The 15,333-nt window shown below is 64.5% G+C and carries 19 protein-coding genes; 14 read left to right on the forward strand and 5 right to left on the reverse strand.

Annotation, left to right across the window (positions count from 1 at the left end):
* Positions 1 to 146: 146 nt before the first annotated feature.
* Positions 147 to 878, reverse strand: coding sequence for a class I SAM-dependent methyltransferase (locus ACK4R0_RS04885; protein ID WP_409671103.1), 732 nt, complete (start codon positions 876 to 878; stop codon positions 147 to 149).
* A gap of 57 nt (positions 879 to 935) precedes the next feature.
* Between ACK4R0_RS04885 and mutM the strand changes: the two genes are divergently transcribed.
* From mutM to ACK4R0_RS04910, 5 genes are all read left to right on the forward strand, one after another.
* Positions 936 to 1,748: a bifunctional DNA-formamidopyrimidine glycosylase/DNA-(apurinic or apyrimidinic site) lyase gene (mutM, locus tag ACK4R0_RS04890; protein WP_409671106.1), complete on the forward strand. Its 813-nt coding sequence runs from the start codon at positions 936 to 938 to the stop codon at positions 1,746 to 1,748.
* 166 nt (positions 1,749 to 1,914) lie between these two features.
* Complete coding sequence (rpsT, locus tag ACK4R0_RS04895) at positions 1,915 to 2,178, forward strand: 30S ribosomal protein S20 (RefSeq protein WP_284457630.1); 264 nt, start codon at positions 1,915 to 1,917, stop codon at positions 2,176 to 2,178.
* An 886-nt stretch (positions 2,179 to 3,064) separates the two neighbouring features.
* Positions 3,065 to 4,459: a chromosomal replication initiator protein DnaA gene (dnaA, locus tag ACK4R0_RS04900; RefSeq protein ID WP_409671621.1), complete on the forward strand. Its 1,395-nt coding sequence runs from the start codon at positions 3,065 to 3,067 to the stop codon at positions 4,457 to 4,459.
* A 144-nt stretch (positions 4,460 to 4,603) separates the two neighbouring features.
* A complete protein-coding gene (locus ACK4R0_RS04905) occupies positions 4,604 to 5,374 on the forward strand; it encodes a HesA/MoeB/ThiF family protein (RefSeq protein ID WP_409671110.1) in 771 nt (256 codons plus the stop codon).
* Between the two features lie 23 nt (positions 5,375 to 5,397).
* Positions 5,398 to 5,805 carry an MAPEG family protein gene (locus ACK4R0_RS04910; RefSeq protein ID WP_409671113.1) on the forward strand — a complete coding sequence of 136 codons (408 nt, stop codon included), beginning with the start codon at positions 5,398 to 5,400 and terminating at the stop codon, positions 5,803 to 5,805.
* A gap of 217 nt (positions 5,806 to 6,022) precedes the next feature.
* Here the strand turns inward: ACK4R0_RS04910 and ACK4R0_RS04915 are convergent, their stop codons facing one another.
* Complete coding sequence (locus tag ACK4R0_RS04915; protein WP_409671116.1) at positions 6,023 to 6,724, reverse strand: NAD-dependent deacylase; 702 nt, start codon at positions 6,722 to 6,724, stop codon at positions 6,023 to 6,025.
* A gap of 59 nt (positions 6,725 to 6,783) precedes the next feature.
* Here ACK4R0_RS04915 and dapB point away from each other — a divergent pair, with 59 nt between their 5' ends.
* The 9 genes from dapB (at position 6,784) to ACK4R0_RS04960 (ending at position 12,819) form a co-directional block, all read left to right on the forward strand.
* Positions 6,784 to 7,515: a 4-hydroxy-tetrahydrodipicolinate reductase gene (gene dapB, locus ACK4R0_RS04920; RefSeq protein WP_409671119.1), complete on the forward strand. Its 732-nt coding sequence runs from the start codon at positions 6,784 to 6,786 to the stop codon at positions 7,513 to 7,515.
* Between the two features lie 51 nt (positions 7,516 to 7,566).
* Positions 7,567 to 8,760, forward strand: a complete 1,194-nt coding sequence (locus ACK4R0_RS04925) for a M48 family metallopeptidase (protein WP_409671122.1) — start codon at positions 7,567 to 7,569, stop codon at positions 8,758 to 8,760.
* Positions 8,761 to 8,770: 10 nt separating this feature from the next.
* Positions 8,771 to 9,511, forward strand: coding sequence for an endonuclease III (gene nth / locus ACK4R0_RS04930; RefSeq protein ID WP_409671125.1), 741 nt, complete (start codon positions 8,771 to 8,773; stop codon positions 9,509 to 9,511).
* A 164-nt stretch (positions 9,512 to 9,675) separates the two neighbouring features.
* Entirely contained in the window at positions 9,676 to 10,290 is a 615-nt protein-coding gene (locus tag ACK4R0_RS04935; protein ID WP_409671128.1) for a hypothetical protein, read from the forward strand.
* Positions 10,291 to 10,519: 229 nt separating this feature from the next.
* A complete protein-coding gene (locus tag ACK4R0_RS04940; RefSeq protein ID WP_409671131.1) occupies positions 10,520 to 10,738 on the forward strand; it encodes a hypothetical protein in 219 nt (72 codons plus the stop codon).
* Positions 10,739 to 11,220: 482 nt separating this feature from the next.
* A complete protein-coding gene (locus tag ACK4R0_RS04945) occupies positions 11,221 to 11,349 on the forward strand; it encodes a hypothetical protein (protein ID WP_255352559.1) in 129 nt (42 codons plus the stop codon).
* An 8-nt stretch (positions 11,350 to 11,357) separates the two neighbouring features.
* On the forward strand, positions 11,358 to 11,669 hold the full coding sequence (locus tag ACK4R0_RS04950; RefSeq protein ID WP_409671134.1) for an alkylphosphonate utilization protein: 312 nt from the start codon (positions 11,358 to 11,360) through the stop codon (positions 11,667 to 11,669).
* 5 nt (positions 11,670 to 11,674) lie between these two features.
* Entirely contained in the window at positions 11,675 to 12,091 is a 417-nt protein-coding gene (locus tag ACK4R0_RS04955; protein ID WP_409671137.1) for a DoxX family protein, read from the forward strand.
* Positions 12,092 to 12,183: 92 nt separating this feature from the next.
* Entirely contained in the window at positions 12,184 to 12,819 is a 636-nt protein-coding gene (locus ACK4R0_RS04960) for a lysophospholipid acyltransferase family protein (protein WP_409671140.1), read from the forward strand.
* Here ACK4R0_RS04960 and nadA read toward each other — a convergent pair.
* The 3 genes from nadA to ACK4R0_RS04975 are packed head-to-tail and all read right to left on the reverse strand — an operon-like array spanning position 12,816 to position 15,308.
* Entirely contained in the window at positions 12,816 to 13,823 is a 1,008-nt protein-coding gene (gene nadA / locus ACK4R0_RS04965; RefSeq protein WP_409671143.1) for a quinolinate synthase NadA, read from the reverse strand. The two genes, ACK4R0_RS04960 and nadA, sit on opposite strands and share 4 nt — an antisense overlap.
* On the reverse strand, positions 13,820 to 14,443 hold the full coding sequence (locus tag ACK4R0_RS04970) for a DUF4230 domain-containing protein (protein WP_409671146.1): 624 nt from the start codon (positions 14,441 to 14,443) through the stop codon (positions 13,820 to 13,822). Before ACK4R0_RS04970 ends, nadA begins: the two co-directional genes overlap by 4 nt.
* Positions 14,433 to 15,308: an MBL fold metallo-hydrolase gene (locus tag ACK4R0_RS04975; RefSeq protein WP_409671149.1), complete on the reverse strand. Its 876-nt coding sequence runs from the start codon at positions 15,306 to 15,308 to the stop codon at positions 14,433 to 14,435. The genes ACK4R0_RS04970 and ACK4R0_RS04975 overlap by 11 nt, the downstream gene beginning before the upstream one ends.
* Positions 15,309 to 15,333 lie beyond the last annotated feature (25 nt).

Raw genomic sequence — 15,333 nt, forward strand, 5'->3', positions numbered from 1 at the left:
CATTCCCGCGAATGCGGGAATCCCGCTATTTGGCTCCCGCGCAGCGCAGAAGCGGGACCCCCGCCTTCGCGGGGGTGACGACAAAGAGTTTTTTGCAACCGTCTCTTCAAGGCATCGAGTGTGGCCTGTCGAGGCAGCACGCGCGATCACGCCTTCCATCCGCTATGGATGTTCACCGCGCCGCCCAGAATCGGCTCGACCCTGGTCGATACGAACCCGGCGTCCTTGATCATCTGCTCGAACACCGGCGGTTTGGGAAAGCGGCGGATCGATTCGGCGAGGTAGCGATAGCTGTCGGCATCGCCCGCGATCAGCTGGCCCAGCTGCGGCATCAGATGATGCGAATACGCATCATAGACTTCGCCGAACCCCGGCCATTCGGTCGTGGAGAATTCGAGGCAGAAGAAGCGGCCGCCATAGCGCAGCACGCGGTGCGCCTCGGCCAGGGCCTTGTCGATATGCGTCACGTTGCGGATGCCGAACGCGATCGTATAGGCGTTGAAGCAGCGATCGGGGAACTTGAGGTTTTCGGCATCCTGGCACGACCAGACCAGCCGGTCCTCGCCGCGCTCGACCGCGCGGTCGATGCCGACATCGAGCATGTCCTGGTTGATGTCGGCCACGGTGACGTTGGCACCCGACTTGACCATGCGGAAGGCGATGTCGCCGGTGCCGCCGGCCATGTCGAGGATGTCCTCTCCGGCGCGCGGCTTGACCCGGCGCACGAACCGGTCCTTCCACAGCCGGTGCATCCCGCCCGACATCGCATCGTTCATGATGTCGTATTTGGCGGCCACGCTCGAAAAGATGCCGCCAACCCGACCCTGCTTTTCCGCCGGGTCGATATCCTGATAGCCAAAGGGCACTGTCTCGCTCATGGCACCGCATGTAAGCATCTTTGTGCCCAGCGCAAAGACTGATAACGCCGGAATTTCATGCCAGAGCTTCCCGAAGTCGAAACCACCGTGCGCGGGCTTGCCGCCGTGCTGCAGGATGTGCGGCTGACCAGCGTCATCGCGCGCCGCGCGGATCTGCGCCGCGCGTTTCCGGTCGATCTGGGCCAGCGGATGACCGGCGCGCGAATTGTCAGCCTGGGCCGCCGCGCCAAATACGGCCTGCTGGGCACCGACCGCGGCGATTCGATGATCTTTCACCTCGGCATGTCGGGGCGCTGGCGAATCGACCCCGATGAGATCGGGACGCACGACCATCTGGTGATGCACACCGATTCGGGCCATGTCCTCTCGCTGTTCGATCCGCGCCGATTCGGGTCGGTCGATCTGGTCGAGACCGCCTCGATCGCCAGCTTTCCCAGCTTTGCCGCGATGGGCCCCGAGCCTTTGGGCGATGATTTCACGCCTGCCTATCTGCGCGACCGGCTCAAGGGGCGCGCCTCCCCCATCAAGGCCATGCTGCTCGACCAGCGAATCGTCGCTGGCCTTGGCAACATCTATGTCTGCGAGGCGCTCAACATGGCGCGAATCTCTCCGCTGCGCGCTGCCGGACAGATTGGCCCCGCCAAGCTCAAACCGCTCGTTGCAGCGGTCAAATCGGTGCTGATCGATGCCATCGCGGCAGGCGGATCGACCTTGCGCGATTATGCCCGGCCCGATGGCCAGTTGGGCTATTTCGCCAAGCAATGGCGGGTTTACGCCCGCGAAGGAGAGGCCTGCCCGTGCGGCGGCACCGTGATGCGTACGGTCCAGTCGGGCCGGTCGAGCTTCTGGTGCCCGTCCTGCCAGAAGTGAGGCGGCCTTGCAGACCGGTTCGGCATTCTGGCGTTGACGCCGCACCCGATAATCGCTAACGGCAGCGGCTTCAAAGCGCGGGCAGAGCCTTATCGCGGCCCGATGCTTTTACCCGAAATCGACCGATCATGCCTTGATCGCCTGTATGAAAGACGTGTGAGAACTTATGGCCAATACGCCGCAAGCCAAGAAGCGCATCCGCCGGAACGACCGTCGTGCGATTGTCAACGGCAACCGCATCGGACGCATCCGCACCTTCGTCAAGAAGGTCGAATCGGCTCTGGAAGCCGGTGACAAGGAAGCCGCTTCGGCAGCTCTCGCCAGCGCGCAGCCCGAGCTGGCACGCGGCGTCGCCAAGGGCGTGCTGCACAAGAACACCGCATCGCGCAAGTTCTCGCGCCTGACCAAGCGGGTCGCCGCGCTCGGCTGATCCGGGTCCACCCGGCGCAGGATGATGTCCAGGCGCCGGGGCGATTATTCGGTACCTTCTGCACGATTGTCCGCCGTCCAGCCCTGGTCGGCGGATTTTTCGTGTCCGCTGCCATATTACAACGCTTTGTAACATCACGAAGCGTGTGACAGTGCCGTAACAAAACCGTCACGGCGGGGGATTTTCAAAGCCCCGTGTTTCCCGCGATTCGCATTGGCCGCTTTGCCCGCCATTGCTTTAACTTACTGTTTTAAAACGGTTACTTTGGTGAATCGAGCAATATCCAGACGTTAACCGAGTCAAGCGTGTTTATTTCATTTTTTTTACCCCGAGGCTCTTGCTCGACTCGTTTTTTGGCCGCTACATCACCCTTCGAGAGCGGGCAGTCTTGCATCGCTTTCCACTGCACCATCGGATGAGACACGGACGTATCGGCGGGCTCCTGGCCTATTCGTACAGGTGTCCTGCGCGCTGGTGAAGATGTCTCGATACCGCGCGGGCCAGGGGTTGGTCGGTGCCGGTGGGTATGAAGTGGGCAGCAAGCGATGTGCAGGCTGCCGTCGCGGCTGAGGGGGAGGTAGCAAGTTTTGCGTATCAGGGTCGGACTGCCACAGAAACTGACATTCGAAGCGATGCTCGCCGGATTGGCCAAAGGGGGTCTGCGCATGATCGCGCACACCCGCACCTGCCAGCCCGCAACGACCCCCAGGCGCGAAATGTGCCGAGGGAGCATCACCTAGCGGAAGCGGCCAGCGACCATCGGTGCGGCATGAGCCTGCACCGACCGGCGCCCGGCCCTGTTTCCGCCTATCCCGGCCATGGCGCAGTCTCGCGTCGCCGGAGTTTGTCAGCAATGACCAAGAACCAAGAAGTGGCAGTTACCGGCATGATCGATATGGGTGATTCGAATGGCGCAGCCGACTGGGCTGCCGACTGGAACGAAATCAGCGAAGGCTTGAGGAAGGATCTGGGCGCGCAGATTCACACGCAGTGGATCCGTCCGATTCGTCCCGGCAGCTTCGAGCCGGGTTCGGGCATGCTCAACCTGCACCTGCCTTCGGAATTTTCCGCCAACTGGGTGCGCGAGCGCTTTGCCGACCGGCTGGCGCTGGCGTGGAAGATCGTTCGCCCTGAAGTGCGCAGCGTGACCATTGCCGCCGCACCGCGCGATGCCGATGCCACCCGCCCGCGCACGACGTCGCCTGTCCCGCATGCACCTGCCCCCGCGCCGCGTCCGGCCCTTGCCGATTCAGGCAACCGCATCTCGCTCGATGCCTCGCAGGTCTTTGCAGGGTTCATCACCGGCCAGTCCAACGTGCTGGCGTACAATGCGGCACAGCGCATGGCGGCGATCGAGAAGCCGCTGTTCAGCCCGCTCTACCTCAAGGCCGCCACCGGCCAGGGCAAGACGCACCTGCTGCACGCGATCGGCAACGCCTTTGCCGAGGTCAACCCGGGCGCGCGCATCTGCTACTGCCCGGCGGAAAAGTTCATGAACGATTTCGTCAGCGCCATCCAGCGCGGCGATTCGATGGCGTTCAAGGCGCGGCTGCGCGGCTTCGACATGCTGCTGGTCGACGACATTCAGTTCATCATCGGCAAGAATTCCACGCAGGAAGAGTTTCTCCACACGATCGATGCGATCCTGGGGTCGGGCAAGCGCCTGGTGGTGACATCGGACCGCGCGCCGCAGGCGCTCGACGGCGTCGACCAGCGGTTGCTCTCGCGCCTCGCAATGGGTCTGGTCGCCGACATCCAGCCGGCCGACATTGAACTCCGCCGCGCGATCATCGGCGCGCGGATCGCAACGATGCGGATGGGCGAGGTACCCGAAGAGGTCATCGAATTCCTCGCGCGCACCATCAGCCGCAATGTCCGCGAGCTGGTCGGCGGGCTCAACAAGCTGATGGCCTATGCCCAGATCACCGGCCAGAAGGTGACGCTGCCGCTGGCTGAGGAGCAGCTGTCCGATCTGCTCAGCGCCAACCGCAGGCGCATCACCATCGACGAGATCCAGCGCGCGGTGTGCCAGTTCTACAAGGTCGATCGCTCCGAGATGTCCTCCAAGCGCCGCGCCCGCGCCGTGGTGCGTCCGCGCCAGGTCGCGATGTATCTCGCCAAGGTGCTGACCCCGCGCTCGTACCCCGAGATCGGCCGCAAGTTCGGCGGGCGCGACCATTCGACCGTGATCCACGCGGTCCGCCTGATCGAAGACCTGCGCACCCGCGATGCCGACATGGACGGCGATGTCCGGGCCTTGCTGCAGCAGCTCGAGAGCTGAGCGCCTCGCCGCATTTCTGAAACATTCGTCATTCCCGCGAACGCGGGAATCCCGCTATAGCGCGGGTGAAGCGGGATTCCCGCGTTCGCGGGAATGACGAGGACTGGCCCGGCATTTGCGCATCAGCATCAGGATTGACGCAATATGCCCCTCACCCCCACCCAGCTAGAGCGCCACGCCCGGCATATCGTGCTGCCCGAGATCGGCGGCGTCGGCGTTGCCCGGCTGTCGGCGGCGCATGTCGTGTTGGTTGGCATGGGCGGGATCGGATGTCCGGCGCTGCAGTATCTGGCGGGCGCCGGGATCGGGCGGCTGACGCTGATCGATGACGACACGATCGACCTCAGCAACCTCCAGCGCCAGACATTGTTCACGCCCGGCGATGTCGGCCAGCCCAAGGCGCAGGTCGCAGCAAACTGGGTGCGCAGCTTCGACCCCGAACTGACCGTCAGCGCCATCGCCGAGCGGATCACCCCCGCCAACGCCTCAGCCTTGCTCACAGGCGCGAGCGTCATCCTCGACGGCACCGACAATTTCGCTACCCGGCTGCTGGTTTCCGACACCGCGACCGACCTGCATATCCCGCTGGTCAGTGCCGCGATCGGGCGGTTTCAGGGACAGATCGGCACCTTTCGCGGCTGGTTGTCAGATGCCCCCTGTTATCGCTGCTTCGTCGGCGATGCGTTCGATGCCGAGGATTGCGACACCTGCGCCGAGCAGGGCGTATTGGGCGCGATGGTCGGGCTGATCGGCAGCTTCGCCGCGATGGAGACGGTGCGCGCGATCACCGGCTTTGGCGAGGACCCGAAAAGCAAGCTGCACCTGTTCGATGGCCTCAAGCCGTTGTGGCGCACGCTCAGGATCGCCAAGGACCCGGCCTGCAAGGCTTGCGGGGATGGTGCCCCGGCGGCATAGTCGCCCCTATCAGGGGGAACGCCATGACACTGCCGGTAACCGCACTCACCGCCGCGATCTGCGCGATCATGCTGCTCGCCACAGCGATCGCCACGGTCCGCGCGCGCTTCCGTACCCAGGCCGCGTTCGGCGATGGCGGCGATGCGAAACTGATCAGCGCCAGCCGATCGCACGGCAATCTTGCCGAACACGCGCCGTTGTTCGTGATTCTGGTCGGGCTGCTCGAGATGGCCGATGCCAGCCACTGGCCGCTCACCGGCCTTGCGGTGCTGTTCCTGGGCGCGCGCGCCGCGCACATCATCGGGCTGCACCAGATGCACAGCGCCGGAAAGCCGCCAATGCTGCGCGCGCTGGGCGTGGTGGGGACGTGGATCGCGTATGCAGGCGCGATCGGCTGGACGCTGTTTCTGGTGGTGACGGTGAATGGCTGAGGCACCGCCTCTCCCCTACCGCTTCTACCCGCCTCTCCCTTGATGGGAGAGGCAGCGAGACTTGGTGGCTTTGCCACCTAGTCGCAGCGGTGAGGGTGATGGTGCGGCTGGGCGCCGACCCCCGCGCTCCTTCATCCTTGCGCAATCCGGAGAGATCACCCCCACCCAACCCTCCCCCATCGAGGGGGAGGGCTTTTGCTGCGGGAGGGGAGAGGGTTCACCCCAGCAGCTCGTCCACCCACTCGGGCACCAGCTTTGACGCCGGGCCATGGCGTGATTCGTGGAAGAAATGGCTGCCTTGGCTGGGCTCGAGGTTGAGCTCGAGCGTCCTGGCACCGCGTGCCCTCGCCTCGCGGACCAGCCCGGCGGCGGGATAGACCGCGCCCGAGGTGCCGATCGAAACGAACAGGTCGCAATTGCCGACCGCCTCGTAGATCCGCTCCATCTCGTAGGGCATCTCGCCGAACCAGACGATATCGGGCCGCAATTGCCCCGGCGTGCCGCATTCGGGGCAGGCGGGGCGGTCGATCAGCGGATCGCGCCAGGAGGGCCGCGCATCGCACGCCAGGCACCAGGCGGTCAGATGCGTTCCGTGCATGTGCAACAACCGGCTCGCGCCGGCGCGCTCGTGCAGGTCGTCGACATTCTGCGTGACGATCAGCAGTTCGCCCGGCCACGCCGCATCGAGCCGCGCCAGCGCGTCGTGCGCGGGGTTGGGCTGCTTGGTCTGGATCGATTCGCGGCGCATGTCATAGAAGCGCAGCACCAGATCGGGGTCGCGCACGAACGCTTCGGGGGTCGCGACATCCTCGATGCGGTGCTGCTCCCACAGCCCGCCTTCGGCGCGAAAGGTATCGATGCCGCTTTCGGCGCTCACGCCGGCGCCGGTGAGGATGACGATGCTGGGAATCTTTGCCATAGCCCATGCATTAAGGCATTGGCTGGCGCAGATACAAGCCAGAGCAAGGGCATACAGCGATGACGCGGATCGGAATTATCGGCAATGCAGGCCGCATGGGACAGGCGCTGGCGACGGCGATTGCCGATGCAGGCGCCAGCGTCTCGGGCGGGATCGACAAGGGCGGCGACGCGCTGGCGCTCGCGAAGGAAAGCGACGTGCTCGTCGACTTCTCGTCTCCGCAAGCACTCGAGGACAATCTCGATGCTGCGGTGGCCGCGAACATCCCGATCGTGATCGGCACCACCGGGCTTGAGGAACGCCACCACTGGCTGATCGACACCGCCGCCGACCACATCGCGGTGCTGCAGACCGGCAATACCTCGCTGGGCGTCACCCTGCTCGCGCATCTGGTGCACGAGGCGGCAACCCGGCTGGGCGAAGACTGGGACATCGAGATCGCCGAGATGCACCACCGCCACAAGGTCGATGCGCCTTCGGGGACGGCGCTGCTGCTCGGCGAGGCTGCGGCCAAGGCGCGCGGGCTCGATCTGGCGAAGGACAGCGAGCGCGGCCGCGATGGCGTCACCGGCGCACGCGCGCGCGGCGCAATCGGCTTTGCCAGCTTGCGCGGCGGATCGGTGGCGGGCGACCACACCGTGTTCCTCGCCAGCGACGACGAGCGGATCGAGCTCACGCATCGCGCCGAAAACCGGATGGTGTTCGCGCGCGGTGCGGTCAAGGCGTGCCTGTGGCTGCACGACAAGCCCGCCGGACGCTATACGATGCCGCAGGTGCTGGGGCTGGCTTGACCAACGCCAGGGCACGGCCTAGCTGTGTTATAAATCCAATACAGCGGGGGCATGATGGCATTCAATCCGGAAGCGGCGACAAAAGCCTATATCGACGGATTGGGCGCAGACGCGCTGGCCAAGTCCGCCGCCTACACGATGGATGGTCACTGGATGATCCTGTGGGGGCTGCTGGTCTCGGCACTGGCGACATTCATCATCGTCCGGCTGAAGCTCACCGACCGGATCTGGGCCTGGCTGGAAAAGCGCGGCTGGGCGCTGCGCACCTTCGTCACGGCCGCCGGGTTCTTTCTCGTCTCGGCGATCATCACCCTGCCGTGGAGCATCTGGTCCGAATGGGGCCACGAGCGCGCCTATGACCGCACCCAGCAGCCGCTCGCCGACTTTCTGATGCAGGACGCGATCGGCATCGCGATCAGCGTCATCGGCGGCGGGCTGTTCTTCCTCGGCATTTACGCGCTGATCCGCAAGACCGGCAAACGCTGGTGGCTGTGGTCGGGCGGGTTTTCCGCTGCCGTTCTGTCGGCGGTGCTGCTGCTTTCGCCGACGCTGATCGAGCCTTTGTTCAACAACTACGAGCCGATCCCCGCAGGTCCCGTGCGCGATGCGGTGCTCGAGATGGCGCGCGAAGTCGACATCCCCGAAGACCGCATCTTCATCTACGACGGCTCGCGCCAGTCGAACAACTTCACCGCCAACGTCTCGGGCGTCGGCAGCGCGGCGCGGATCGCGATCTCGGATGTCGCGCTCAAGCAGGCCTCGCTCGACGAGGTCCGCGCGGTGACGGGGCACGAGATCGGCCATTATGTGCTCGGCCATGTCTGGCGTTCGGTGCTGGTGCTGAGCGTGCTCGCGATGCTGTTCTTCTTCCTCGCCGACCGGCTGTTTGCACGGTTCGCGCGCGTGTTCGGCAGCCACACCACCGAGATCGGCGATCCGCGCGGGCTGCCGGTGTTCCTGTTCGTGCTGTCGTTCCTCGGCGTGTTCGCGGTGCCGGTGGCCAACAGCCTCACCCGGATCAGCGAGAGCGAGGCCGACGCGTATTCGCTGCAGATGGTCAACCTGCCCGATGCGCTGGCAGGCGCGCTCGTCAAGACCGCCGAATACCGCTATCCGCGCCCGCATCCGGTGCAGGAGGCACTGTTCTATTCGCACCCCTCGGTCGAACGCCGCGTGGCCCGGGCGATGGAATGGAAGGCGACGCACCCGCCGAGCGTGACACCCGCGCCCGCCGCCAATCCGTGATGTTGTCCGCATGAACAAGGCCGACACCTTCGAATTCTACCGCCGTCTCGCCGAGGCCAACCCCGCGCCGGTGACCGAGCTCGAATATGGCAACCATTTCCAGCTGCTGGTCGCGGTGGTGCTCTCGGCGCAGGCGACCGATGTCGGGGTCAACAAGGCGACGCGCGCGCTGTTCGAGCTCGTCAAGACGCCGCAGCAGATGGTCGAGCTCGGCGAGGACGGGCTCAAGGCGCACATCAAGACCATCGGGCTGTTCAACGCCAAGGCCAAGAACGTCATCGCCTTGTCCGAAGCGCTGATCGCGCGACATGCAGGCGAGGTGCCCAATGACCGCGACGCGCTCACCGCGTTGCCGGGGGTCGGGCGCAAGACGGCGAACGTCGTGCTCAACGCCGCGTTCGGCGCGGAGACCTTCGCGGTCGATACGCACATCTTCCGCGTCGGCAACCGCACCGGGCTGGCACCGGGGCGCACGGTGCTCGATGTCGAACGCGCGCTTGACAAGGGCACGCCTAGCCCGTTCCGCGTCCACGGCCACCACTGGCTGATCCTGCACGGGCGTTATGTCTGCAAGGCGCGCAAGCCCGAATGCTGGCGCTGCCCGGTGGCCGACCTGTGCCGGTTCAAGCCCAAGCCCGACGGCCCGGAAGCGCCTACGCCCAAAGCCGCACTCAAGCACCGCGCCAACAAGCCTGCGCCCGCGCGCAAGAAGCGGGTGAAGGTCGCAACACCACCAGGCGCTGCCGGATAAAGCCGGGACCCCTGCGCAGGCAGGGGCCCATCTCCTGCAAACGCGTCCGATGCACCGGTTGTTTGACAAAGGAACCGTCCGATGATGGGCCCCTGCCTTCGCAGGGGACCGGAAAGGGATTGCTTCGGCTCGACAACGCTGCCGCAATACGCCAGCTTGGCGGGATGACCCGCTTGAACACCCCGCTCGCCCTTATCCCGCTGCTGCTCGCCCTCGCCGGTTGCACCACCACCCCGCCCGCCGATGACCCGCAGGCCGCCTTCATGGCCAACCTCGCGCAGCATTGCGGCAAGGCCTATGCCGGCAGGCTGGTGAGCACCGAAGCCGCCGATGCCGATCTGGCGGGCAAGCCGATGATCGTCCATTTCCGCGCGTGCAGCGCCGACCGGATGGAAATCCCGTTCCATGTCGGCACCGAGGACGGCGGCTGGAACCGCTCGCGCACCTGGATCATCACCCGCACCGGAACCGGTCTGCGCTTGAAGCACGACCATCGCCACGAGGATGGCAGCATCGACAAGGTCACCCAGTACGGCGGCGACACCGCCACCCCCGGCACATCTGGCCAGCAGACGTTCCCGGTCGATGCCGAAAGCATCGCGATGTTCCGCGCGCAGGGGCTGGCCGCATCGGTGACCAACAGCTGGATCGTGGACATCGACGCGAACACCTATGCCTACGCCCTGCGCCGCCCCGACGGACCGACGAAGCGCAATTTCCGCGTCGAGTTCGATCTCACCCAACCAGTCGCCCCGCCGCCCGCACCGTGGGGCTGGTAGCTAGGGCTGACGCCGACTTTCAATGCTTTCCAATCACTTCTGTCGTGACCTGCCAGAAGGGGCCGTATGACGATCATAGCAGATGGCAGCTATGCCGTGATTGCGGACAAAAGCGGTAATTCCTTTATCGACCCTGTTGCACACATTCAGAAAGATAGTCACGATTGCGTGCCCGGGATCGTGGTCGTTCTATCAACGAAATTTGGGAAAAGTTGCCAGGAGAAATCAGATGGCAGATGTAGCGGTTATCGCGATACTGTTGGTTGGTATTCCGTTGATCGGGTGGGCCACACTGCATGGCTTGCAAACAGGCACAATGGATGTAGCTGGTGTACCTTACGCGAGTTATTCACGCTTAAAGAGCCCATTACTCTTTTGGTTTGCAACGATTTTCAATATCTTCTTATTGATTGTAGGTGCAGCTTTTCTGCTTAATGGTATTGGTTAGAACGCGCTCCGCGGAGGCTTCTCGCAAACCGCATTGGGAATTGGTCGCCTTTCCACCCATCAACGGTCGTTCCCGATGCATCGGTAACTCTCGAATTTCGGTCAGGCGGCTATCGGATCGATCCTACCGAAACCGGTACTATTTTGCAGACCCCTTGGGCAGCCCGCTTTTTCCGTCATCCCGGGCTTTACCCGGGACCCAGGGTTTTGATTCCAGGCGGCGCACTTGATCGCTCTGGGCCCCGGATCAAGTCCGGGGTGACGATGAAGGGTGGGGCAGTTTCCACTCCAATCGTCGCCATTCACGCTGTTTGAAATTTTCCCGAATTGCGGACATCTCAGAGAACTGCGGCTCCTGATGCCTCGTCTCTCATAACGCGCTTGCAAATCGGGCACATGCGATCCTCGCGAATTGTCGCGCTTTGCACGGCGATTGGCGCTATAGCCGCGCTCCGGGCGCTGCGCCTGGACAAGGAACAGACCATGGCAAAAGGCCAGAAGAAGACCAACCGCGAGACCCGCAAGCCCAAGGCCGAAAAGCCCAAGCCGCAGAACGCCTCCAACCCCTCGACCAAGCCCGGCGGCCTGTCCATCGTCACGCTCAAGAGCTGAACCGAGCGATGCACAGCGGCGACAGCGACGACTATGTCTATGACGAAGCGACCGGCGAATGGGTCGCCCCCGGTGACCTGACCGTCGCGCCGTCCGAGGACGAGACGGTCGAAGTGCGCGATTCGGCAGGCACCCTGCTCGCCGATGGCGATCAGGTGACGCTGATCAAGGACCTCAAGGTCAAGGGCGCGGGGCAGATATTGAAGCGCGGCACCGTGATCAAGTCGATCCGGCTGACCGGCGACGCGCAGGAGATCGATTGCCGGTTCGACGGCATCAAGGGTCTGGTGCTGCGCGCCGAGTTCGTCCGCAAGCGCTGAACCATATGCCGCGTCCGTCCGCTGTCCGCACCGGATTTCGCTGGCTGCTGGCGCTGATCTATTTTGCCGCAGGCGTCATCCATATCCGCTCGCCGGGCGGGTTCCTGGCGATCACGCCCGCCTGGGTGCCGTTTCCCGACGAAGTGGTCTTCCTGACCGGTGTTGCCGAGATCGCAGGCGCGATCGGGCTGATGGTGCCGCGGCTGCGTTTCGCTGCGGGCATCGGGCTGGCGCTCTATGCGCTGTGCGTGTGGCCGGCCAATATCAACCACGCGGTCAATGACATCGCGGTCGGCGGACGGACGCTGCCTCTCGCCTATCACGGCCCGCGCCTGCTGCTGCAGCCGGTGATCATCTGGTGGGCATTGTGGGCAGGCGGGGTGACCGACTGGCCGTTCCGGCGCCAACAAAAGATGCCGTAACGGCAATTGATCTGGCCAGCGCTTTGCGCCACTAGGCGATTCCATGACAGCGGCACCCGGCGATCTCGCTGAAGGAGAGCCCTGCATCAAGCATGTGGGGACGGATGATGAACGCGAGCCAGCCTGAGCCTTCCCGGCCGCGCAAGCTTTCCACCACGCATCTCGGCTGGGCCGCGCGCGCGCTGTATGCGCTGATGATGTTCGTCTATCGCCGTCACAAGTTTCAGGCGATCGGCACGCCGCCGCCCGAGCGCCGCTACATCATCATCGCGGTGCCGCACACCAGCAACTGGGATTTCCCGAACTATATGGGGGTCACCCGCGAGCTGGGGCTCGAGACGCATTTTATGGCCAAGACGACATTGTTCCGCTGGCCGTTTCACAATTTCATGCGGCAGATGGGTGGTGTCCCGGTCGATCGCAGCGCGGCGGGCGACATGGTGCAGCAGATGATCGCCGAGTTCGCCGCCCGCGACGACTTCATCCTGACGATCGCGCCCGAGGGCACGCGCAAGTCGGTGACCGCATGGCGCACCGGCTTCTACCGGATCGCACATGGCGCGGGCGTGCCGATCGTCTGCGGGTTCATGGATTATGGCAACCGCCGCGCAGGGCTTGGCCCGGTGATCTATCCGACCGGCGACTACGAGAAAGACATGGCGCCCGCCTTCGCCTTTTATGCGGCGATGGCGGGGCGCAATGCGGTGCACACGGCTCCGAAGATTTAGTCCTGATGCGCGAGGTCGGGACGGCCGAGATCGCCCTGCCCGACGGTGCTGCTCGCCATTTCGAGCATCCGGTCGAGCGACTTCTTGGCGTCGAGCCGCAACTGCTCGTCCATCTCGATGCGGGGCTCCAGATCGCGCAGCGCGACATAGAGCTTTTCCATCGTGTTGAGCGCCATATACGGGCAGATGTTGCAGTTGCAGTTGCCGTCCGCACCCGGCGCGCCGATGAAGGTCTTTTCCGGAACCGCCTTTTCCATCTGGTGGATGATGTGCGGTTCGGTCGCGACGATCACGGTGGTGCTGGTGGTTTCCTTGGCGAACTTGAGGATCGCGCTGGTCGATCCGACCATATCGGCGTGGTCGATGATGTGCGACGGGCATTCGGGATGCGCGGCGACCGGCGCGCCCGGATGCTTTGCCTTCAATTTGAGCAGTTCGGTCTCGCTGAACGCCTCGTGGACGATGCACACACCCGGCCACAGCAGCATCTCGCGGCCCAATTTGCGCACGAGATAGCCGCCCAGATGCTTGTCCGGGCCGAAGATGATCTTCTGGTCGAGCGGGATCTGGCTGAGGATCTTTTCTGCCGACGAGGAGGTGACGATAATGTCCGACAGCGCCTTCACCTCGGTCGAGCAGTTGATATAGGTCAGCGCGATGTGATCGGGATGCTTGGCGCGGAATGCGGCGAACTGGTCGGGCGGGCAGCTGTCCTCGAGCGAACAGCCTGCGTCCATGTCGGGCAGCACCACGATCTTGTCGGGGCTCAGGATCTTGGCGGTCTCCGCCATGAACTTGACGCCGCAGAACGCGATGACATCCGCATCGGTTTCCGCCGCGATCCGCGACAGCTCGAGCGAATCGCCGACGAAATCGGCGATGTCCTGCAGCTCGGGCTTCTGGTAATAATGCGCCAGGATGACCGCGTTGCGCTCCTTGCGCAGCCGGTCTATTTCGGCGCGCAGGTCAAGGCCCGACAGGTTTTCACGGGGTTGGGCGGTCATTGCTGATTGGCTCCCTGATTGGCAATTCGCACGGTCACTACAGCATCTTGCAGCCCCGCGCCGCTCAAATACGCACGCGCATTGCGCTCGACGGCATCGCGCGCGCTGGCCCGCGCGATCGCCAGCAGCGATTCGTTGCGCGCCAGCGTCTGCGCCTGCTTGAGCGCGGCGGCCGAGTTGGCCCTGAACAGGCGCTCGACGCTCGCGCCGGTAACCCAAAGCCCGTCGCGGTAATAGCGCGCCTGCTGCTCCTGCAGATTGGGCGACTGGATCATCACCGGCGGCACGGTGATCGTCATCCGCCGCTCGGCCTCGTTCCATACCACCGCGTCCGGGTCCATCTTGGCCATGTTGACCGAGTAGCTCACCGTGGCGGGGATGATCGCGGTCTGCTCGGCATCGAACATGCCGATAAAGCCCGGGTCCTTGTTGGTGACCACGGGCACGACCTGCGCGACCAGCACGACCAACTGGTTGGTGCGCTCAAAGCCTGCCAGCATCGCTTCGGCCGAAACAAGGGTGTCGTCCTCGAACAGCCCCGCGCCGTACCAGGTGCCGACGGCGCCCAGCGCCAATGCGCCCGCGACGAGCAGGCCTGCAGTGCTTCCCTTAACGGCCATCGGTCAGCGCCCATGCGTCACCCTGGCGCGCCACCAGCCTGCGGTTTTCCAGATCGATCAGATGCGCGAGCACCGATCGGCCCGCCGCGCCGTAGAGTCGGCTGTCGATGCCCTTGTACATCAGCGGCACCATATCGGGGATCGCCTGCGGACCTGCCTCGAGCTGGCGCAACACCTGCCGTTCGCGCTGCTTGCGGTGGCCCATCATGCCGCGCACCAGTTGCGCGGGGTTTTCGACCGCAGGGCCATGCGCGGGGTAATAGACGCGGTCGGAACGCTCCTGCAATTTGCCGAGGCTGGCCATATAGTCCGCCATGTCGCCATCGGGGGGCGAGATGACGCTGGTCGACCAGCCCATGACATGATCGCCGGTGAACAACGCGCCGGTCTCGACCAGCGCCAGGCACAGATGGTTGCTGGTGTGTCCCGGGGTCGCGACCGCCTGCAGCGTCCAGCCATCGCCCGAGACGCTCTCGCCATCCGCGAGCACCCGGTCGGGCGCGTAACTCGTGTCGAACGCCTCGTCGGAGCGCGGACCATCGTCGCTGAGTATCAACGGCGCGCAGCCGATGACCGGCGCGCCGGTGCGTTGCTTGAGCGGCGCAGCGGCAGGGCTGTGATCGCGGTGGGTGTGGGTGCACATGATCGCGGCAATGCGCGCATCGCCCACGGTGGCCAGGATCGCTTCGATATGGTCGGGGTCGGCCGGACCCGGATCGATCACCGCGACGTCGGCGCCATGGCCCACGATGTAAGTCTGGGTGCCGGTGTAGGTGAACGCGGACGGATTGCCCGCGAGCACACGCCGCACCAGTGGTTCGATGGTTTCGGCAAGGCCGGTCGGAAGATCAGCAGGCAGTTCCATCGCGCCTAAGTGGCATCGATCGTCG

It is taken from the genome of Blastomonas sp. (assembly GCF_046294995.1).
In the GTDB taxonomy this organism is placed as follows: Bacteria; Pseudomonadota; Alphaproteobacteria; order Sphingomonadales; family Sphingomonadaceae; genus Blastomonas.